Origin of the sequence: Candidatus Chloroploca mongolica, assembly GCF_004762035.2 — a bacterium.
GTDB classification, from domain to species: Bacteria; Chloroflexota; Chloroflexia; order Chloroflexales; family Chloroflexaceae; genus Chloroploca; species Chloroploca mongolica.
In genome coordinates, this window is the sequence record NZ_SIJK02000001.1 from 136,501 (window position 1) to 157,537 (window position 21,037).

The 21,037-nt window shown below is 58.0% G+C and carries 21 protein-coding genes; 4 read left to right on the top strand and 17 right to left on the bottom strand.

Annotation, left to right across the window (positions count from 1 at the left end; genetic code table 11):
- Positions 1 to 100 precede the first annotated feature (100 nt).
- The 12 genes from EYB53_RS00645 to EYB53_RS00700 form a co-directional block, all read right to left on the bottom strand.
- Entirely contained in the window at positions 101 to 343 is a 243-nt protein-coding gene (locus EYB53_RS00645) for a DUF8691 family protein (protein WP_135475650.1), read from the bottom strand.
- A gap of 177 nt (positions 344 to 520) precedes the next feature.
- On the bottom strand, positions 521 to 3,322 hold the full coding sequence (locus EYB53_RS00650) for a winged helix-turn-helix domain-containing protein (RefSeq protein ID WP_135475653.1): 2,802 nt from the start codon (positions 3,320 to 3,322) through the stop codon (positions 521 to 523).
- Between the two features lie 154 nt (positions 3,323 to 3,476).
- On the bottom strand, positions 3,477 to 5,195 hold the full coding sequence (locus EYB53_RS00655) for a bifunctional sulfate adenylyltransferase/adenylylsulfate kinase (RefSeq protein ID WP_135475655.1): 1,719 nt from the start codon (positions 5,193 to 5,195) through the stop codon (positions 3,477 to 3,479).
- Between the two features lie 449 nt (positions 5,196 to 5,644).
- Entirely contained in the window at positions 5,645 to 6,775 is a 1,131-nt protein-coding gene (locus EYB53_RS00660; RefSeq protein ID WP_135475657.1) for a nucleotidyltransferase family protein, read from the bottom strand.
- On the bottom strand, positions 6,772 to 7,485 hold the full coding sequence (locus EYB53_RS00665) for a glycosyltransferase family 2 protein (protein ID WP_135475660.1): 714 nt from the start codon (positions 7,483 to 7,485) through the stop codon (positions 6,772 to 6,774). The genes EYB53_RS00660 and EYB53_RS00665 overlap by 4 nt, the downstream gene beginning before the upstream one ends.
- Before the next feature lie 38 nt (positions 7,486 to 7,523).
- Entirely contained in the window at positions 7,524 to 8,210 is a 687-nt protein-coding gene (locus EYB53_RS00670; RefSeq protein ID WP_167857176.1) for a glycosyltransferase, read from the bottom strand.
- Entirely contained in the window at positions 8,197 to 8,967 is a 771-nt protein-coding gene (locus EYB53_RS00675; RefSeq protein WP_135475665.1) for a glycosyltransferase family 2 protein, read from the bottom strand. The genes EYB53_RS00670 and EYB53_RS00675 overlap by 14 nt, the downstream gene beginning before the upstream one ends.
- 44 nt (positions 8,968 to 9,011) lie before the next feature.
- Positions 9,012 to 9,686, bottom strand: a complete 675-nt coding sequence (locus EYB53_RS00680; protein ID WP_135475667.1) for a glycosyltransferase family A protein — start codon at positions 9,684 to 9,686, stop codon at positions 9,012 to 9,014.
- A 2-nt stretch (positions 9,687 to 9,688) separates the two neighbouring features.
- Entirely contained in the window at positions 9,689 to 10,666 is a 978-nt protein-coding gene (locus tag EYB53_RS00685; RefSeq protein ID WP_135475669.1) for a sulfotransferase domain-containing protein, read from the bottom strand.
- Complete coding sequence (locus tag EYB53_RS00690) at positions 10,663 to 11,334, bottom strand: glycosyltransferase family 2 protein (RefSeq protein ID WP_135475671.1); 672 nt, start codon at positions 11,332 to 11,334, stop codon at positions 10,663 to 10,665. The genes EYB53_RS00685 and EYB53_RS00690 overlap by 4 nt, the downstream gene beginning before the upstream one ends.
- Positions 11,327 to 12,526: an ATP-binding protein gene (locus EYB53_RS00695; RefSeq protein WP_135475673.1), complete on the bottom strand. Its 1,200-nt coding sequence runs from the start codon at positions 12,524 to 12,526 to the stop codon at positions 11,327 to 11,329. The genes EYB53_RS00690 and EYB53_RS00695 overlap by 8 nt, the downstream gene beginning before the upstream one ends.
- A 219-nt stretch (positions 12,527 to 12,745) precedes the next feature.
- Positions 12,746 to 13,048, bottom strand: coding sequence for a hypothetical protein (locus EYB53_RS00700; protein WP_135475675.1), 303 nt, complete (start codon positions 13,046 to 13,048; stop codon positions 12,746 to 12,748).
- A gap of 103 nt (positions 13,049 to 13,151) precedes the next feature.
- On the opposite strand from EYB53_RS00700, the gene EYB53_RS00705 reads away from it, so the two are divergent.
- From EYB53_RS00705 to EYB53_RS00715, 3 genes are all read left to right on the top strand, one after another.
- Entirely contained in the window at positions 13,152 to 13,505 is a 354-nt protein-coding gene (locus tag EYB53_RS00705) for a hypothetical protein (RefSeq protein ID WP_135475677.1), read from the top strand.
- Between the two features lie 40 nt (positions 13,506 to 13,545).
- On the top strand, positions 13,546 to 13,944 hold the full coding sequence (locus EYB53_RS00710; protein ID WP_254150815.1) for a C39 family peptidase: 399 nt from the start codon (positions 13,546 to 13,548) through the stop codon (positions 13,942 to 13,944).
- 810 nt (positions 13,945 to 14,754) lie between these two features.
- A complete protein-coding gene (locus EYB53_RS00715; protein ID WP_135475681.1) occupies positions 14,755 to 15,228 on the top strand; it encodes a hypothetical protein in 474 nt (157 codons plus the stop codon).
- Positions 15,229 to 15,263: 35 nt separating this feature from the next.
- Here EYB53_RS00715 and EYB53_RS00720 read toward each other — a convergent pair whose 3' ends face one another.
- Positions 15,264 to 16,028, bottom strand: coding sequence for an FkbM family methyltransferase (locus EYB53_RS00720; RefSeq protein ID WP_135475683.1), 765 nt, complete (start codon positions 16,026 to 16,028; stop codon positions 15,264 to 15,266).
- Positions 16,029 to 16,192: 164 nt separating this feature from the next.
- On the opposite strand from EYB53_RS00720, the gene EYB53_RS00725 reads away from it, so the two are divergent.
- A complete protein-coding gene (locus EYB53_RS00725; RefSeq protein WP_135475685.1) occupies positions 16,193 to 17,152 on the top strand; it encodes an O-fucosyltransferase family protein in 960 nt (319 codons plus the stop codon).
- A 24-nt stretch (positions 17,153 to 17,176) separates the two neighbouring features.
- On the opposite strand, the gene EYB53_RS00730 is transcribed toward EYB53_RS00725, so the two are convergent.
- From EYB53_RS00730 to EYB53_RS00745, 4 genes are read right to left on the bottom strand one after another with little or no spacing between them, the layout of a single operon-like run.
- Positions 17,177 to 17,926 carry a hypothetical protein gene (locus tag EYB53_RS00730; RefSeq protein ID WP_135475687.1) on the bottom strand — a complete coding sequence of 250 codons (750 nt, stop codon included), beginning with the start codon at positions 17,924 to 17,926 and terminating at the stop codon, positions 17,177 to 17,179.
- Positions 17,927 to 17,940: 14 nt separating this feature from the next.
- Positions 17,941 to 19,005: a hypothetical protein gene (locus EYB53_RS00735; protein ID WP_097654134.1), complete on the bottom strand. Its 1,065-nt coding sequence runs from the start codon at positions 19,003 to 19,005 to the stop codon at positions 17,941 to 17,943.
- A complete protein-coding gene (locus EYB53_RS00740) occupies positions 19,002 to 20,087 on the bottom strand; it encodes a hypothetical protein (protein ID WP_135475689.1) in 1,086 nt (361 codons plus the stop codon). The genes EYB53_RS00735 and EYB53_RS00740 overlap by 4 nt, the downstream gene beginning before the upstream one ends.
- The gene (locus EYB53_RS00745; RefSeq protein WP_135475691.1) at positions 20,074 to 21,036 is read right to left on the bottom strand and encodes a sulfotransferase family protein; all 963 of its coding nucleotides are present in this window, start codon (positions 21,034 to 21,036) and stop codon (positions 20,074 to 20,076) included. The genes EYB53_RS00740 and EYB53_RS00745 overlap by 14 nt, the downstream gene beginning before the upstream one ends.
- Position 21,037 lies beyond the last annotated feature (1 nt).

A 21,037-nucleotide genomic window follows, 5' to 3' on the forward strand; every position in this document is an offset into this window, starting at 1 on the left:
CATTTTCAGCGTAACCCTGGTGAGCTATAAGGGTTCCGCATTTTCAGCGTAACCCTGGTGAGCTATAAGGGTTCCGCGGGCGCGGGCGGGTGCTTCGCCCCTACGACGGGCCATTTGGTGGCAGGTAGCGGACTTGCACAATCTGATAGCCCCACATGGCAAGGCGGTTCAAGACACCGAGCATAGCGGCTTGATCGGGCAAATAACCTGTAAGGGTGCTGATGGTGCCGCTTTCGGTCTCGGTGTAGGTCAGTTGCAGTTGTAATTCGGCTTGCCAGTGCGGTTCAACCTTGCCTTGGATCTGGATAACATATGTTGCATCACGATCAGCAACAAGACGCATACGGTTTTGTCCTATTGATTCATTTTTATTTGCTGGCCGTTGTGCCAGCAATGATACATAGTGCCAGTACTGTCTTTACCCACTCCTAAAAAACCCAAACCTCTGGGGTACGGTTAGTATAAATGAGACAATGCTTCAATGCATCACATAAAATGAAGTAGAAGGTGTAGCGGAGGGTTATTCAGGGGGCAACATACCGAGGGCACGGGCGGCGGCAACCGCTTCACGGCGGCTGCTCACGCCGAGCTTGCTGTAGATGGTGCTGGTATGTTTGCGGACCGTATTGGGGGCAATGATCAGATGATCGGCAATCTCTTTGCTGGACCAGCGGGCGGCAAGCAGGGCGAGGATCTCGGTTTCGCGGCGGGTAAGGACTTCGGGGAGATCAAGGGGGGGCGTTGTGATCGGCGCAGATTCAGCAATGATCCCTGATCGTTCTGCGGCCATCAGGATGCGCTTGAGATAGCCTGGGGCAACCCCGCGCTGGGCAAGGGTGGTGAGCAACGGAACAAGAGTTGGCCCGAAATCGACAAAGGTGCGTACTAGTCCACGCGACTCGGCACGTTGAATGGCTTGCTGGAGCGAGGTCAGGGCCGCCTTCGTTTGGCCGTGAACCTGATGCAACAGTGCTTGCATGGTCAGGACAAGGATCGCGATGCGGGTACTGTGGTTGGTCATCGCATGGTGCTGGACTTGCTCAAGCAGTGCAGCGGCCTGGCGGTGTTCGTCAGCGTTACCAGCCACAATGAACGCATAGATCTGCATAAGCTGGGGCTCTTCGAACGAGATGCTCAGGCCAACGTTCGGCTCAGGCTTGATCTGGCGTGCCAGGGCCAGAGCGGTTGAATCATCGTGGCGCAAGATGGCGAGGCGTATGGCGCACCCCAGGGCTTGATTGCGAAACATTACGCTGCCCTCTTCAATCGCAAATGCATTTGCCTCTTGTTCATAGCAAGCCGCCTCGGCATGCAAGCCCTGCACGGCGGCAATCACGGCCAGGCCAATTACGGCATTGAGATACATAATTGGATTGGCCTGATATTTTAAGCGCACAAGCTGGGAAAAATAATCGGCAGCCTGGGCCAGATTCGAGCGTTCATAGGCTTCAAAGCCCAGGGAAATCAGGCCATAGGAGATCCAGGTGGATGCCACCAGGCTATGCTCTTCAACAACCTCAAGCAAGCACTGGGCGTCGCGCTTGAGCGCTGAAAACTCACCAGCCAGCAAATGCATACCACAGAGAGCCGCGAGGCGTCCGACGGTCAACCATGGTGAGCGGGGATCAACGTGCTTTGGCTGGAGTGAGGTGATGATCTGCTGGCCTTCGCCATAGCGATTGGTCGCAACATACGCGAGGCCAAGGTAGATCAGCGTCTGGCGAATCACTGTAAAGGCCGAGCCATGGTGCGCAGCGTATTCCAGCAATTGGCATGCCTCGGTTGTCCTCCCTTGCCAGTAGCGCAAAATTCCCTTGAGGTTATCGCGGTCGGCGAGGAAGGTCGGCCAGGGCAGGATGGTCTCGTCTGGTGATGTTGCAGCGAGTTGGGCATCAATCTGCTCTAACCCTGTGGCGAGTTGAGCCAGATTCAGATTGCTGGAACCTTTACGGGCGGTGAGAAAGGTGAGCCCGGGGCGTTGTGCGATCAACGTCGGTGGCAAGAGATGCAGCAGGCGCGGCGGCATCCAGACTTGGAATTGTTGGATGATCGCCGCGTTGAAATGTTGCTCGATCACGTCGGCGAGCCCAGGCTCGTCACCAGCAGCGAGAAAATGGGTGATCGCCTCTTCGAGCGCATCATTGCGGGCAAACCAGTGGGCGGCTTGGCGGTGCAAAGCGCGTACGCCATCTTCGCCGCTTGCCAGATGCAAGCGACGCAGCAAGAGATCGCGAAAGAGGGGATGAAAGCGATACCAGCGCTGCTCGTGGTCGAGGGGGGCCAGGAACAGGTTGGCCTGGACCAACTGCTCAATCTGCTCGGCCATCCAGAGGTGGCCGGGATCGGCGGTGCTCGCCTGTTTGCCTGCAAGCAATGTTTGCCCTTGTGCGGTGTGTTCTGCTGGTTGATCGGCGGGCCTTGAGTCATCTGCCAATGTGCATCTAGCCAGGGTTGTCGCCAGACCCGCACAGAAACGGCTTGGCAGGGCAAGACGCAACAAGATCTGTTGCACTTCGTCGGTTTGTTGCGCCAACACTTCATCGGCCAGATATTCGGCAATCTGGCGGTTCGCTTTGACGGGCAGGCGATCATAGCCGGTGCGCTCAAATTGACTGAGGGCCGCCATGTGCAGCGCAATCGCCCACCCTTCGGTCTGCTGCAGCACCAGGTTCAGGGCCTGATGGCTGGGCATGTGTCCGGTCATCTTCACCAGAAACGCCCCTGCCTCGGCCTCGGTAAAACGCAGATCATCGGCACGGATGTCGGTAACCTGGTGCTCGGCATAGAGCCGCCCAAGGGGAAGTGGCGGATCAGTCCGGCTGATCAAGACCACAGAACAACGAGGCGGGAGGTTGCGCACGAGGTAAGCTACACTCTGATGCACCGCCTCGGACGTAATCATATGATAATCATCAAGCACCAGCGTCAGCGGCCCGGGGATCTCGCTGAGGTCAACGAGCAGGGCGTGGAGGAGGACATAGAGTGGTGGGGCCGAGGTTTTGAGCAGCGCAACAGTTGTGGTGCATGCATCAGAAAGAACCCTGGTCACGGCACCGGTGAGATAAGCCAGGAAATGAAACCCATCTTGATCATGTTCATCGAGGGTGACCCAGGCGACCCCAGGTTGTTGGGACGAGCCACAGGTAAGCCACTGGGCTACGAAGGTCGACTTGCCAAAGCCTGCCGGTGCAACGACCAGGGTGAGGCGCGTGGAGGGGTGTGGCCCCAGACGTGCGAGCAGATCGGTACGCGGAACAAGCGTATCACGCAACTGCGGCAGCATCAATTTTGTGGGCACGAGCAAGGGCAGTGCGTATGTCAACGTATCCTCCGGCCAGACCTCAGACCTAACCGACACGTAGATCAGTATACGTCACCTTGCCATTGGCAAGCAAGAGGAAGGTTGTTTATTGCTTAGATAAAACCTACGCCAGCTTTGCTGGCGTAGGTTTTATCTAAGCAATAATGGTGATTTATTAGTTGTTTTCGGTAGCGAGAAAAGATCGGTTTTCGAGGTAATTGATGATAATGCGGGCGTTTTCTTCGGGGGTTGTATCAACGGTGGTGAGCCGGAGTTCGGGGTCGAGCGGTGCTTCGTAGGGATCATCGATGCCGGTGAAACCTTTGAGTTCACCGCGACGCGCTTTGAGATAGAGGCCTTTGGTATCACGGGCCTCGCAGACATCAAGCGGGGTATCAACAAAGATTTCGATGAACTGGCCTTCGTTGATCATGTGGCGACACTCGTTCCGCGTCGTGCGATAGGGACTGATGGCGGCGCAGATGACGACGCCGCCCGCTTTGACGACTTCGCCGGCGACAAAGCCAATGCGCAGGATGTTGGTATCGCGATCTTCCTGCGAAAAGCCCAAGCCTTTTGAGAGATGGGTGCGCACGACATCGCCGTCAAGCACGGTCGGAATGCGTCCCTGTTCCTGGAGCAGAATGGTGAGGATCGACGCAATGGTTGATTTGCCAGCGCCACTCAGCCCGGTGAACCAGAGGCAGAAGCCCTGTTGAAAGCGTGGCGGGTGGCGTTGCCGCAGGATTTCGGCGGTCTCGGGGCGGGTAAACCAGGTCGGCAGCAAACGCCCCTGGGCCAGATACTCGTCGCGCACCTCGGTTCCCGAGAGATTGGCGATTTCGGCGTTGGTCGGGATCTCGTCGCGGGTGACATACCGCTGGTGAGTTTTGAGGTACACCAGTTCGGTGAAGGGCACCATCGTGACGCCGATCTCTTCCTGGTGGCTAGCGAGCAGATCCTGAGCATCGTAGGGGCCATAAAAGGGTTGGCCTTGGCTGTCGTTGCCAGGGCCGGCGTGGTCGCGCCCGACAATGAAATGGGTTGCGCCATAGTTGCGCCGGATCAACGCATGCCAGACTGCCTCGCGGGGGCCGGCCATGCGCATCGCGAGGGGCAGCAGGCTGAGCAGCGTCTTGCTGGGGTCGAAATAGTTTTCGACGACGGCTTTATAGATGCGCACCCGCGTAAAGTGATCCACATCACCTGGCCGGGTCAACCCGACGACTGGATGGATCAAGAGGGCCCCCTCAACTTGCTGAGCTGCCCGACGGATCATCTCTTCGTGGGCGCGATGGAGGGGATTGCGGGTCTGGAAGGCGACGACCCGTGCATGGCCGAGGTCAGCAAGGAGACGGCGAACCTGAGCGGGGGTACGGCGCAACTCGACAAAGTCGAAATAGGTTGGCAACGCCAAGACCTTGAGCGCACCGCTGGCATAGAATTTGCCCCAGCGGGTCATCTCGGCCACCAGCGGATGGCGCGGATCGGTTGTGCCGAGCACCTGGCGCATCTCGGCCTCGGGGTCATAGGCAAAGATCTCTTCGAGATCCATGATGGCGAGGGGGGTATGGTACGCATCGCGCAGCACCACGCGGTCGGTGCCGGTGGGTGGGGCTTCGAGGGGGAGCATGATCGGCATCGGCCAGAGGGTATCGTCAGCCAGGCGCATCTCGGCACAGACGCGTTCATAATCGGCGCGGCCCAGAAAACGCGTCAACGGCGAAAAAGCGCCGCACGCGAGCAACTCGAGATCGCAGACACTCCGTGGTGACAATTGGATACTCGGCAGGTGGGCGGCTTCTTCCAGCAAAATCTGGCGTTCTTCGGCGGACGCGATCAGATTGACGAGGTGACCGCCATAGGGCGGGATCTGAGGATCAGGCAGGTTCATCTAGGTCTTCCATCTATAACAGGTTCTTATGCTGACGGCTTATTATAGCAGCACGGCGGCGGGGGGCACGGCACCGCCGTGCCCCCACGGGCGGGCGGGGGGCACGGCGGGGGGGGGCACACGGCGGCGGGGGCACGGCACCGCCGTGCCCCTACGGGCGGGCGGGGGGCACGGCGGGGGGCATGGCACCGCCGTGCCCCCACGGGCGGCGGGGCGGCGGCTGTAGGGGCACGGCTTGCCCGTGCCCTTCCTTCCATGGGGCACGGCTATTAGTACGGGCACGGCAGCGCCGTGCCCCCACGGGCGGCGGGGGCACGGCGGGGCACGGCACGCCGTGCCCCCACGGGCGGCGGGGGCACGGCGGGGCACGGCAGCGCCGTGCCCCCACGGGCGGCGGGGGCACGGCGGGGCACGGCTATTAGTACGGGCACGGCGGTGCCGTGCCTCTACTAATAGCCGTGCGGCAGGGGGAGGCGGGTGGTGAGACGCTGGAGGCTGCGTTTGAGCGTTGCGCGAAGGGTGTCGGTTGCTAGGCGGGTGCGTAGGTAGGCGTAGAGATGGCCTGGATGCGGGGCAAGGTGCTGCATGGCGGCAGTTTGTTGAAAGACGGCATAGCTGAGTTGCATGCGCTGCCAGGCTGTGCGTTCCCACGGGCGGATCTGATCAAGGTGCCACAGCGCACGGGCGTAGGGTGGCACCTTGATCAGCGCGAGTTCTGCCAGAATGGGCGCGGGTACGTCAGTCACGCCGAGTGCGCGCATGGTTGCAAGCTGTTCGTGGAGCACGAAGGCAAGCTGGCTCTGGGTTGCCATCGCAACAAGCCGGGGCCAATCAATGGGGGCGCGGGCGATGAGCCGGGCACCATCCACCAGCGGGATCAATTCCAGGGCGGGGCCAGTGGTTAGCGCCTGCAACAACTGATCGGTCGGATCTAGGGTCTGCGCCTGCAAGGAGGCATGGGCCAGGGGAACGGCCCGTTCAAACCATTGGCTGCCCCATGCAGCAAGGGGGGCATAGGGCAGCGCGTGCCAGCACAGGCGTACCTGATCGACCTCCTGATTGGCCGAGGGCTTGGCAAAGAGATAGCCCGCCTGCCAGCGTGCAAAGCGGGGTTCGGTGAGGCGAGAGGTTGGAGGGCAAGGCTGCCAACCTGCCGCGCTCAACACCTGGATCGCCGTGCCCCGATCTTCGGTGGGCACCAGCACCTGCGGCACCCCAACAGCGCGGAGCGTCTGAGCCTGATCGGCGGCATAGACCGTGAGCGCCAGGGCCGCCGGGCCAATCAAGAGGGCCGCCTGGCCGGACGCCTCGAGCATCTGCAACACCTCACTGGCCGCCCTGATCGCCCGCTGATTGGCATACCAGACCCGCCGATAGATGCCCTTGATCCGCGGGAGCCACGGATGCTCGGGGGCGATGCGCTGGAGCTGCGAAGCAATGAGCGGGAGCAAGTGAAACTGACCAGGCTCTAGCCGATTGAGCTCGGTGGCTGCCAGCCAAGTCTGTAGGGCCTGCGGATGCGGCTCGTCTGGGTATAACACCGCTTGGAGCAGAGCCTGGGTTGATGGCGAGAGGTTCATGGTGTACCAATGTCTGTTGATCCTGAAGATTGACGGCGTTTGCGCAGCAGCGATTGCCGCATCACCACAAACCACTCACGGCGGAACTGCTCGCGCTGGATCGCGTTATTGGCCTCGTGAATGCGTTTGTGCAGCAGAACCTCCTCAACCACATCAGATGGCACCTGCATATCCTGAGCGCGGGCAAACCAGTCCACCTCGAAAGCCACAGCAAAAGCAGGATCAAACAGACCAACGCGATCGAAGACCTCACGCCGGGCTAGCATCGTGCCTGGGAAACGCCCCTCGATCCCTTGGGCAAAGCCTTCTTCCCGAAAACCGGGACGTGGCGGACACCCAGGATCATAGAACAAACGCAACTGAGTCGTCGTATACATCAGGTGCGGCTGGGCCTGCATCGCGGCGAGTTGCACCTGCAACTTGTTTGGTGTCCACAGGTCATCGGCATCAAGAAAAGCGACAAACTCGCCAGAGGCTTGCCGAAGGGCCAGATTGCGCGCATTGGCAATGCCCAGGTCTGGCTGGAGCAGATAACGAACGCCTGGAAAAGCCTGGGCAAGCTGAGCCGTGCGATCCGTGGACTGATCGTCAATCACAAGGATTTCGTCGGGCGGGCGAAATTGTTGCGCAAGACTTTGCAAAGCCTCGGCCAGAAAGCGTTCGCCGTTACGGACGACGACGATGGCGGTGATAGTCGTTATGTGAGCCATAGAGAAAAAGTCTGGTTAATGGCCTGATAAAATCAGAGCTATTCAGCGACACGTTTGCGCAGGACCGAGTGCCTGAGCGCTGACATGATCCATCGGTTCATTTCACGATCCGTGATAGACGAATTATCCTGATGGATACGCTTATGCACCAGTACCTGATCGCATACGTGTCCAGTGATACCATGGTCGAAAACTCGTGCGAACCAATCAATATCTTCAGCGGTTCGGAGTGCCGGATCAAAAAAACCAACCTGGGTAAATACAGAGCGGCGCAGGACCAGCGTTTCCATAATATAGGCAACAGGCTTCTGTTGGAGCAATTCCACCCGGAAACCCAAGGGCGGGGTATCATCCGGCTCTACAAATGGCTGGATGCGACAGACGGTGTACTGACAATCGGGATGCTCGCGCAGATGGCCAACCTGTATAGCCAGTTTGTCTGGCATCCACAGGTCATCGTGGGAAAGGAAGGCGATCAGTTCGCCCTGGGCATGGGCAATGCCAACATTGTAGGCGTTGGAGATACCGCTGTCGGGCTGGCGCAGATAACGCACATCGCCGAAAGATTGAGCGATCGCGGCCGTTCGGTCGGTGGAGTGACCGTCTACCACCAAGATCTCGGCAGGTGGCAGGGTCTGATCCAGGATACTTTGAAGCGCCTCGGCAAGAAAACGCTCACCGTTTTTCACAATCACAATCACACTGACTGAATCAGGTCGATCCATTCTTTTCCTCATCTTGGCGAAAGATTGGCGCATTGGCAAAGATCACCGTTGCTGTCCTCGCATTTGCTTGCGGCGATTGGCGTCGTCTGACCACAGCTCGTTGCAAGGCCAGCAGAAACTGGTGACGACTGGTTGCCAGATTGCCCGTCAGGTTTGTCTCGTGACGACGATAGGTCAAGACGACATCCGGGTGAATGATAAGCTCCACGGGTTGTTCCAGCAAGCGAAGAAACCATTCGACATCTTCATCCCCACGCAGGCGGGGATCAAATGGCCCCACCAAGTCGAAGAGCTCACGGCGGAAGAGGCTCTCTTGCAGCAAGAGGATCGGTCCAGGTCGGCCATGATTGGTTATGGCGCCGTGATCACGGTGATCCACATAGACAATTTGAGAGTAGCCAGTCACCGCGTGCGCCTGAGGATACTGGCGCAACAAAGCGACCTGGAGGGCTAGCTTTTCTGCTGACCAGAGGTCATCCGCATCTTGAAAAGCGATGAGATCCCCCTGCGCCAGGTTTAGACCGCAGTTACGCGCCGCCGCTGGCCCCTGGTTTTCCTGGTAGACATAATGAATCGGTAATCGAGCCGTGCTTGCCAGCCTGTGCACAAGCGTCGCACTGCCATCTGTCGAGCCGTCGTCCACCACGATGATCTTGTCGGGTGGCAGGGTTTGATCGAGCACACTCTGGATTGCCTCGGCGAGGAAGCGTTCGCCGTTGTAGACGGGAATGATGACTGATACGCAGTTCGCATTCATATATCACGCTCGCATCCGCTATAATCATAAGCGTCATATTGCATTCATTGCTTATGTTCGAGTCTTCGTCTCACGAAAGCAATCAGATCGTGGGCAAACGTATCCTGCCTACCCAGCCACATATTGTTCGCATGGTGCCGATACCAGAGTACTGTCTCACGATGCGTAAGCGCGGGTATCCCTAACTCGCTTGAGCGAAGGAACCAATCCAGGTCTTCCCCGTGCCACATGCTTTCATCATATCTTCCTACCTGTTCAAAGACAGTGCGCTGCATCAGTACTGATCCGACATGTGGGCCAGGATGCGGGGGGCCGAGCATAATCTTCTGCTGGTTTTCTATCTTAAATTCCTGAATATACCCCCAAACCAGTCGTGCTGTTTTGTGCTCTGTCAGGAGACGAAGCTGGACAGACAACTTATCGCGATCCCAAATATCATCGGCATCCAGAAAAGCAATATATGCCCCCAGCGCCAGTTGCACCCCATGATTGCGCGCCGCCGCTGGCCCCTGGTTTTCCTGGTAGATATAATGAATTGGCAATCGAGAAGTGCTTGCCAGCCTGTGTACAAGCGCCGCGCTGCCATCTGTCGAGCCGTCGTCCACCACAATGATCTCGTCGGGTGGCAGGGTTTGATCCAGCACACTCTGGATTGCCTCGGCGAGGAAGCGTTCGCCGTTGTAGACGGGGATGATCACGCTGATGGTTGGGGATGACATGCTTACTCCTCTAGCCAGTGGGTCAGGTTGCGCCCGATCAGATCTTGTGTACGAAGTATATCATCACGATACAGGGCGGTGAGTTCGCGGCGGAGATCTGCATCGAGCGGCGGTGGCTGGGTTCGCATTAGCTTGCGATAACTTGGTGCCAGGTATCGATGCATTGGCTTTGGGAGTTGTCGAATGATCCGAGAAACCATATGCTCTGCCTTTCGCATTACCAAGGGGGCAAAGCGCAAACTCGGCCAGGAAGCCGTATTGTGATGGATTGCCATATTTGGAATGAAGCTTTCATCTACACCAATAAAATGAAAGATGTCTCGCATCAAGCCACGAGCATTTTTTTGGAGATCATCGTATAAGCATATCTGAATTTGATTACGCGGAAAACCTTGAAAATAATGTCGAAGTGCGTCAAAATAGAAGCCTCCTGCGAAATTATGTCGTGTTTTGCCGTCCATGCGTCGTACCCGATGCTCGGCTTCGTATTGCAGCGCTCGTCGGAAATCTAGCTCTTCTTCCTGGCGTCTACTTACGTGGTACACATAACTGGAATAGGCTCGATCGGCTGGCTGACGCAGAATTGCGATCAGCTTCGCATCCGGGATATAGGCTTGAATACCCAGAACGGACTGCTCGGCAAAGGCAAGGTAGCAAGGGGAGACATCGCCGCGAGCTTGCGTTTCTGTTGCTTCGGCAAACAGCGCTTCATACGCCTGGAGTGACTTCACAGGCCAGGGGAGCGAGGCAAGGTCGTCTGATGAAAGCGGCGACTGTTGATGCCCTGCATAGGTCAAAAATCGAATCTCTTTGATTCGGCTCATGAATACTTGCGGATGCTGCTTCAAGTAATGGTGAAGTGAGGTCGTGCCGGCTTTGTAGGCACCAATCACCAGGAATGTGGGACGTAATCCATACTTGGCTGAAGCCATTGCTTGCTCTTCTGAATCAAGAGAGATCGCGTGACGAGGCAAGGTCATGCGTTTTCCTCTTCTGACGGACGTTGCCTGACGACCTGCCGCAACGCACGCAAATAGCTCTGGCGGAGGGCCTCTGGTGAACGACCGCCCCCAGAGTTATGGGCGTGGATGCGGCGTTCAAAGACGACATGGGGCAAGATGAACGACCGCAAGCCGACGGTCTGCGACTTGGCATACCAGGCGACAATTTCATTGACGCCTGGATCTTCGGTAAAGGTGCCGACGCGCTCACATGCATGCCGACGGATCAAGAGCGCACCCCGATGGATCGCGGGGCGAGGCGCTTCGGTGCAGTTCTGATTATCTTGAAACTGGCGCACGTGTCCAAAGACCATGTCGAGGGCTGGATCGGCGCTCAACGCTGCGACCTGTCGCTCTAATTTGTCGGGCAGCCAGCGATCATCCGCATCCAGAAAAGCGAACAGGTCGCCGTGAGCATGGCTGAGGCCCAGATTGAGGGCCGCGCCGACGCCCCGGTTGGTTTGGCGCAACAGACGCACCTCTGCAAACCGAGCCGCAACAAGCGCTGCACTGCCATCAGTCGAGCCATCGTCCACTACGATGATCTCATCGGGCGGCAGGGTTTGATCGAGCACACTCTGGATCGCTTCGGCGAGGAAGCGCTCGCCGTTGTAGACGGGGATGATGACGGACAGACGTTCATGCATTGGCAATCTCCCAGGTAGCGATGGTACGTTGGGCCAGATCAACGCCAGCCGTGCCGATGTCGGCGGGGGTGAACGCAGCGAGCAGATAGGTCAAAAAGGCGTGCTCGACCTCGTAGTTGGGATAGCCCAACCGATAGAGACGGCTGGTTGGATCGTAGTGCTTGATAGTTACATAGCCGGTCTGGTAGAGCAGTGGCACGACCGGCAGTTCATCCAGATCGTAGGCGCTGAACGCCAGATCGTCCAGGTCGAGGTTGTCCAACTCTCGCACATCGTAGCCGCGCTGCTCGATCAGCTTGATGAGGAAGGTGGGCGTGCCGGTGTCGAACCAGAAATTGCCAAACCGTCTTTGATTGAGCAGCAACAACAATGAAAAGGGGTTGTAAACCGATTGGCCGTCTGCTGCAAAACAAAATCCGTTGTACCAGTGGCGTACTCGTGTCAGCAGCGCACCAAACTCGCTTTGTTCATGGTCGGCCAATCGCTCTAGGTATCCCGCTGCGCCCGCCAGTAACTCGGCTTCGGTCATGCCGAGCAATGTCGCAAAGTGAGTGTCAAAGCTGATATCCTCCAGGTTATTCAACCCCGAAAAGACGCCGACCTTGCTGAACTTGCTGACGCCTGTCAGCATCACGAAGCGGATGTGGGCGTCCATACCTTTGATGATGCCGTAAAAGCCCCGCAGCACCTCACGCACCCGACGCGCCTCGGCCAGGTCATCCAGTTGATCGAGCAGTGGCTTGTCATACTCGTCTACCAGGATCACCACGCGACCGTCGCCTGCCGTCCGCCAGATCAGTTCCCGAAAACGCTTGAGGTAGTTGCCCGGACCCACGTCAATACCGGCGCGTTCGCCCAATTCGCCCAACATCTCGGCCAGCACGAGTTTGAGGTGTTCGGCGCTCTCAGCGCGGTAGAGGCTAAGATCCATGCGGATGACGGGAAAGGGCCGCCAGTCGTAGGGTTGGTCGTCGAGCCACAGCCCGTGGAAGAGCGCCCGGTTACTGCGGAAGATCTCCTCCAGCGTAGAGAGCAGCAGGCTTTTGCCAAAACGTCGCGGGCGTGCCAGGAAATAGACGCCCGATGGATTGCGGATCAGGTCGTAAATCCAGTGCGTCTTGTCCACATAGAGATAGCCGCCTTCGATGAGCTTGCGAAAATCCTGGATGCCGATGGGCAGTGGTTTGAGCATAGATGCATCTCCTTACCTGGAGTAGATCATCCCTGGCTGGCTTGTCAGCAATTCGAAAAGCGCATTATTGAGCGGGCATACTTGATCAATGGCCCGAGGTTGCGGCGCAAGCGATAGCGCCGTGTGGGCGGACGCTCAATCAACCAGTTTGTCACCAACTCGCCCCCCAATTGGCTCTTGAAGTGGGTGACCTTATCAGGATAGGGAGCGCCAGTCAGATCAGTTCCAGTATACCCCAACGCTGCCAGGTCTTTGATGACCATCCAGCGTAAAATAGGCGAGCAGAGCACGACGGGTAGCCATCTCGCCCCAGCGGCTCGGTCGAAAATAGAGTGGCATCCCACCCACCAGTTCCTCGCCGTGGAAGACCCCGATGATCGTGAAGCGTCCCTTGGTCGCGCGGCACAAGATCGCTAGATAGTCCGTCAGGGCGAAGATACTCCCCGAGGGTGCTGTGCTAACCAGCGCGTTCCAGCGATCATAGTCGGACGCGGTGAGTGAGCGGGTGGTGGTGGTATACATAGCTTTCTCAGGAGGTAGTAGGCAGTAGGCATCTGTGCTAGAATGAGGCGAATGCTCGATGTGTGGTTGTTGGGCAATGCTCGTTGAGAGGAGAGGTCACGCAATGACGATCTTGCTTGAAACCGTTACCCTACCCAAGAGCGGTGCATTTCAGATCGATTTTTCGGTTGCTGGCGAAATTGTTGTTTCTGCCGACGATGCCCGTCGTTCGGTTGGCGTCTATGTTGGCACGATGCTTGCCGATCTGCTCCATGCTGAGGCACCGATCCTGGTGCTGAAGGATCATGGCATCTTCTGGCGCGTCCCTGTGATTTTATCCACGGCATCGCTGGGACGTGTGGGGGCTGTCGGTGCAATTGATGTCGATACCCAAACGGGCGAACTCCTCCTTGACGAACGAAACCTTCACGAGATCGACCAGAATGCCGAACGTCTTGCTGCCGGTGCCGCACTATAGGCAAAGTCGCGACGGTTACTGTCTGCCTGCCTGTGTACGTATGGTGCTTGCCTATTGGGGCGACCTTCGCGACGAAGCAACCCTTGCCCGCCAACTTGGCACAAAGCGGTATGGCACTCCGATGACAGCCGTAACCAGATTGGCGCTTAGGCACCGCTACGAAGTTCAACTTACGTCACTGACAGACACGCTCCTCCAGACCTATCTCGACCGCAGTGTGCCCGTCCTTGCCCGCGTTTGGACGGCTATGTTGCCTGATTGTGATGTTGTGTCATCTCATGTTCTGGTGGTGGTTGGCTACGATGAGGGTGGCGTTTATGTTAATGATCCGGCCTTTGACGCCTATCCCCTTCATGTGCCATGGGCTGCATTTCTGGCGGCATGGGCTGAATTTGATGAGACTGCCGTCATTGTTACGAAGACGGGTGTGAGCAGATGACGCTGGGGGAGCGCTAGGGCGATTGCATGTTCTGCGGTTGCCGTCAACGGCTCGCGGCTTCTGGGTGGGGTGCATTATCGATACGCCCGTGGGCGCAGCAGCGATGCTGGGGCGTTTTCGGCAATGGGGGCGCTGGGGCTGCTGCGCCCCTATTTTTATGCCGCTCACAGGCATGTTACAATTATGCGCATGAAGTTAGTCGTGTGGAACGGAAGTATGCTGGCGTTGTTGGCCGACCACGAATGGGACCACGAAGAAACGAAGAGCGCCTAGAGCCGCCCCTATTCGTTTCATCGACCACTTGCTCAGATCAACAATGCAGAACAACAGCAGCAGGCGGCGCAGGTGCGCCGCTGGTACCGCGAGGTATTCAACGATGTCGAAATGGATTGACCTTTGGGAACCCGCCGCAAGCCGCCGCGCTTGAGCGCGTGCGGTTAGGCGGGTTTCTTGCTGGCTTCAGCCAAAACATTGCCGTCATTGAACTTTTGTGCTATCATGCCCGCAATGTGGGCCTTCGGGCTGCACAGGTGCTCCTTCGGGAGCCGCACCTGAACAGAAGGATATGTTGCGGGTTGCCACGCCCAAATCCTGCGTGGCGTCAAACATGTCAGGTGTTCCTTTGCATGGTGCACCACGTTCCTTCGGGAACCGGGTCGGACAGATCCGTTGGTCGTCAAGCTCGCCACGAGGCGGGTTGGGCCAAGAAGCCGCGCGGCTTTCGCCGCTGCGGAGTGTCACACCATCCACTTTGCGCAGCCACTGATCTGCGTGGCATGCCAGGCCCCGATTGCCTCGACGCAGACCAAGGTGTTCGACTGTGCGCTCGATGACTTTCGCATTGGCGATTGCGTCGGTCACGCCGAGGAACTGCGCGTGGTGCGCGAGCGGCTCTACTGTACTGCGTGTCGCGCTATTGACCAGCAGTTTGTCTACTTCGTCGTGTATCGCGGCATTCTGGTGGATGTTGCGCTGGATCTGGCATCGGCAGAAGCGCAGTTGCGCAGCTTCTCCTTCGAGCGGCTGCTCCTCTGGTATCACGATCTGTACGCCAAGCGTGAGGCCGAGCGCCGTGAGCGGTGGGAGGTGGAGCGTTTCTTGCGCGACGTGGTGCGGTGGTATACCGAAGGGTACGACCAGATGACGCCCGAGGAGCGCGAGCAAAAACCGTTGGGCCTGCTCTTCTTCCACAACCGTGACGTGCTCGCAAGCGCAGCCGATCCGGTGGCTGCGGTGCGTGCGTATCTGGAGGCGCAGGAGAATGACGGAAAGAATAGAACATGATAAGCACCGTGTCAAGCACCGATTGTGTCGGTTGCTCATGTGACAAACCGGACGTAGACATCTCCCCATCCTCTCGGATTCTTCTCTGCGCTGCTGATTAGGTGGTCAAGCAGTTGATTCACCTCAACCCACTCTTCCATGGCCAACACCATGCTCTCACCGCGTGAATAGTTGACTATCAACGGCCCGATCTCTAGCAGCCGTTTCAGGCATGTGCCTATCTGCTGCGGAGTTAGGAGATGATACTCGAAAGAGAGCGCCGGCACTAACCTGGACAACCCGCCAAGAACTTCAAGCTCTCCCCCCTCGACATCAATCTTGATGAAATCCGGCACGCCGAACCGGTCAATTAGCTTATCCAGCGTAGTGACCGGCACCAGGCGATCTTCCACGACTTTACGCGATGGGAAGCGAGCAGTGCGGTCGGTGATTTCCAGCCATGGGGCAGAGAGGGAGGAGAAACTTGATGGTGTACAGACCCGCAGTATCGCCGTTGTCTCGCACGAGCCTAGCGCCGCCTCAAGCACCGTCAACTTTGGGTTAGCCGACCAGCGGCGGTACAAGACGGCTGCCTGCTCGGCGAGTGGTTCTACAGCCACAACCTGTGCCTGTAACCTCAGGAAGCAGGCTGTACGATGACCGACATTCGCACCGATGTCAAAACAGAGCCCATTGCACGGGATGAATTGAGAATAGAAGCGGCACATTCTCTGCTTGTGCTGCCAGTTTCGCCAGGATAAGTATCCTTTTCTAAGGTGCTGGTACAGCCAGGTCGTGCGCAGCAGGCGAGATATTCGCATGGTGTTCTCCCTCTGGTTCGTGGACTGAGTTACAGTATTGTATACTTCTTCCCATGCCCGACCCAAGGACTCGGATCCTTCGCCTCGGTATTACAGAACGGTCGGGGGCGTGCAGAATCGAGAGTTGAGGAGATTGGTCAAATAATCACTGATCAAGGAGAAAGATGAGCCCGCGTATGGATGAGACTCCCGTCCGCACCCTAACTACTGCCTGCACCGCCGGGTTGTGCAATCGTCTCCGTGTCTTGCTCTCAGGGATGGCGCTGGCGGAGGCGACCGGGAGGCAATTCACGATGTTGTGGCCGCGTACAAACGATTGCGCTGCCAGCTTCGCGGAGCTTTTTGCCAATCCGTGGCCGGTACACAATGTGACTTGTGAGGAGTGGGTAAACCGGCGACACACATTCAGCCGTGAACGTGTCAGGTACAATCTGTTGACGGCAGATGTGCCGCAGCTCTCCTTGTGGACGTCGCATTCGCTGTTGATGCCCCAGCGCTTTCCCGCCCATAAGGTTCTCCAGCATCGGATGGGGGAATTGCTTGCCCTCATGCAGCCAATCGAGACGATCATGGCTCGGGTTGAGGCTTTTCAGACCCAAGCATTGCGTACTCGGATGATCGGCGTGCATCTGCGCCGCGGTGATTTTCGGGTCATTGAACCGCTCATCGCAGACAATACCGCAACGGCTATGCAGGCTGTCGATCTTTATCTAGCGCACTGTCCAGATGCTGGTATACTCCTCTGTACCGATGATGGTGCGCTCAATCAGTACGCAGGCACGTCGTTGCCCACCGAAGGTGTCCACGCCAAATTTGTGCAGCGCTATGGCGATCGCGTCGTCTACACGACCCCACAGTCACTCGACCGCCGTGAGCCGAACGCGATCCAGGATGCGCTTGTAGACTTGTGGTTGCTGCGCCAGACGGATTGCTTTGTCGGAACGGTGGGCAGTACCTTCTCCGGCATGGCGGTTTTGGGGCGTTCTGTTCCGGTGACGATGTGCCAATTACAGCATCCGTTGCGTTATCTCATCCCGCTACGCTCCTGGTTGCGCGGAGAGCGTCCGCTAAAATGGCTGGCCCGCTACTACTGGCGGCTTATCCGTCCTCGCGGCCTAGGATGAGGAGGGCTGGCACATCATTTGATGCTACACATCTGATTTGAAAGACGATGCCTCCTCTCCGCTGCATAGTGCATCTCGCAGGAAGCTATTCTCTTCGAAGACTTTGACCAGTTCATCATAATTCGATACAATTTCGCGGTACGATTGGCTCCAAGGTTTTGTGAGCCTCGTGCGTACTGGCGCGTTCGCTACACCCAGATGTGAACAAATACGTTCTACCGTGGCTGCCCAGCGAGCCTCGTCTTTAAGGTCAGCTTCGTACAGGATATCCAGGTGTTCAACATTTGTCAGCGCATGGATGCATTGCTCCCGCTGATTATGCCCGTCAAGCAACGAAGCGAGGAAAGCTTTCGGATCGATGGTGATTATGGGTGGGGTGACGGTTACACCGATGCGGCCATGCCACCATCGCGTCTGACCTGCGACAGCGCCTGACAATGTTTGCTGAAACAAAGATCGACGTTGAAGGTGAATGATCTTCCAGCCACGTCTGTGCATCTCTCTCACCACTGATGCTGGGGCCGCTACCTGATAGGGAAACAGTTTGAAGCCATACAATCCTTTTTGTGTGCGTTTGCGCATAAGTCGGCTGCGATAGATAAAATAGGGATACGGTATTCGTTGCCAGAGATACACCAGTGGCCTGAGAGGGCGTCGCCACTGGCCTAGACGCAGAATCTCTAACTCACAGCAGATGGCAGGATGTGAGTTCAATAAGCTGACCAGCAGTTGACTGCCGCTACGGGCCGTTCCAAAAATTACGAAATTGGTCATCGTGACACCTTGACTTATTCATCCTCACGACGTGCATAGAAGTACTGCTTGACTTCCTGATGAAGCCGAGGCTTTTCGCTCGCCCATTCCCATAGGCCATCGTCATTGAGGCGCAGATCAGTGGCGGGATCGAAGTGGTGGCGCTTTAGAATAGCATTCCGGCGGCCATACTGCCGATTGATGGGGGCGCCGTGCCAGAGATGCAGCGCCATGCCTGGCACACAACCGATCCGCCCCTGGATCTCGTGAGCAAACGGTTGCGCCCAACGTAGGTAGTGGGCAAAGAACGCTTCGTCTGGCGCGGCGACTGGCGACGCGTTGGTGCGGGCCAGATACCATTGCGCTAGCCAGCGCGGCCAGGGGATGCGCAACAGGCGATTGAGGGCCTTCTCCACAACATACGGACGACGACGCAGATAGGCGCACGCAATCCCTCGAACGCAGCGGCTGCTCAGACTGTCGCCGGCGGCATGGGCGAATAACTCATCTCCTCCATCAAGGATCGCTGCATCGTACAAGCCATGCGCTGCGATGAGGTCGCGCCGTGCGGCCCAGGCGATGCCTGGCTGTCCGTGGGCCGCGCCGCCGAGCCGGGCCGACTCGGGGCGACGCTGGAGTTGGCAGGCGAAGCTGCGGCGGGTTCGTCCGCGAAAGACCATCTGCCCTCGCGCCATGCGCCCGACCCGATCTTGGGGCTGTACCAGCGGCCAGCGGTCGAGCAGCGCTGAAGTCTGCTGCGCCCATTCCGGGTTGGTGAAGAGGATGTCGGCGTCCAGCCAGGCAACTTTTGTGACGGAGGAGGGGAGCCGAGCAATAGCCAGATTGATCAACCGTTCCTTCATCCACATCACATCGTGTCCCCGCACCTGGATGACATCGGGGCCAGCTGCTAACTCATACGGCTCATCTCCAAACGCACACTCAATCGTAACGAACGGAATGCCCGCTGCTCGAATTGGCGCGGCGAAGCGTTCGTAGTTGGTGCGCTTCGTCTGATAGCGCACCGGGTTGTAATAGGTCGTCACAACCCACAGATCGTCGCACGGCGCGTAGGACGCAGCAGGGTAAAACGTATTCATATCACGGACCCTTGAGGTTCTCTCTCGAGCCCTCCTTCGATCTCCTGGCGGGTGAAGACCCGGAGCGCAGCCCGCTCATCATGAATGCCGTAGGAGACCAACCAGCGGCCATCGTCCAGGTGAACCAGCCCACACGGGTAGACGACGCGGCGTGGTGCCATGTGGCTTGCGGTCGGACGTTGCCGCCGTCCTTCACGTTCCGGCCAGAGGATCGGGGTGGGCCGGATGAACGTGGGTGCGAACGGCGGCTCGGAGGCAAAGGCATAGACGCCGCCGTAATAGCGTACAGGAGCGAAGTGCTCACGCAGCCAGCGTTTGATCTGGCGCAACCAGGGCAGCCGTTTGAGCGTTGCTACGGCCCGAGGAGGATGAACCGGGGCTAGTCTTTGGGCATGCGTGCGTGAATGGAAAATCGAGATGTAGTGTTCCCCGACCCGCACCGGCGGCGTGCCGCCGCGTAACTCACCGTAGCGCCGGGCATAGGCTGTCGTGTCCCATGCTGTGCGATAGACTGGTCGGCAACGAATCGGCCCGCTGCCAGCCAGGTCGACGTGCAATACGATGTGGGGAGCGACCTGGTACATGGCGAAGAGTTCCCCGTCGTGGGCGAAGAGCAGCCAGTTCTTTTCGCAGGGTTGGCGTGGCCCTTGTAATTCGAGGAGTCGCGCCGGCGACTGTGCCTGCAACGTATCCGGGTCCAGTTCGACCAGAAAAATCTGATTGGGCACCGTATTCCAGTCATTATTGAAATGGACAAAGAGCCGGTCGCCGAAGACGAGAAACCGTGCATCGTAGTGGTTGGCAGCCTCACAGCGGATCGTATCAGACAGCGCTACCACAGATCCTGGAACCACCCGCAGGTGTTCGTCGAGCACGCAGATGGCCGTGGCAACCCGGAACGGCTTCTCGTAACCGAAATCGACACGGTAGGCCATGAGCAGTCGGTTACGGAAGCAGGTGAGGGCGGGGTTGTAGACGGCAAAGCGACTCGACTGTAGCGTACGTACCCACGCTGGAGGAAGTAACTCAGATATGGGGAATTCGTGTTGGACATGGCTAACGGTGCTTTCAGGCAGGGACATTGGTGTCTCCTGCTTCGTTCGCTTCTGCCGGGTTGTAGGGCCGTGGGTGATCGGCCAGCCAATGCCTCAGATCCCGTTGGATTAACTCCTCTAGCCGTTGGATGTCCGCTGCGTAGCTTGCGGTCAGGTCACGGCGCACTGCTGGCAGCAGGGGTGCTGGCCGCACCCACAACCAGGTGTGCAGGCGCGACCGAAGCATAGCTGGTATGCGCTCGCTCAGTGGCCCGCTCAGGCGCCGAGCTTGACGGAGCATCCGCATAACCGTCAGGCTGCGTGGGCGTAAAGACTCGCGGTGGCGACCATTCAGTTCCAGCGGTTGCTCTGCCAGCCCCAGGAACCGACAGATTTCCGCGATGACCCAGGCCGGGCTCGTCGTCCATTCCTCGTAGAGAAAGATGCGGATCTGTTGCGCACCAAACAGGCGGAAATATGGTGCAAGATGGATGGAGTATCGACCATTGTGCCGGTAGCGGAAATCAGGCGTCCAGTTGGTTCGCTGCGGCCGATCTTCAGCCGCCAGGGCCGCAGCAAAGTCAGCCAGCGGCTCCAGGCCTTTTTGTCGCATCATGTTGAAGGCCGAATAGGCCCGGTCGGCTGGCTGGCGCAGAATGGCGATAAGGCGTGCATGCGGGACATAACGATGCATGCAGGCAGCGGTCTGTTCGGGCCAGCAATAGCTGTAATGACTAGAAATGTCCCCCAAAATACGATCATTGAGCGCATTAGCATACAGGGCCTCATACGCTTCCACAGTGGGGATCATGCCAAAGCGTGAGGTGGGCGACTGCGGTCCGCCGTAGCTCGGTGCGCCGCCTTCGAAGGAAAAGAAAGCCGGTTCTGGGAAGGTGGGTAGGTAGACCTGGGGGTGCTGGGCCAGCACATGGCGCAACGCTGTCGTGCCCGCCTTCTGGGCACCGAGCACGATGAATTCTGGTCGTCGTAGCATCATT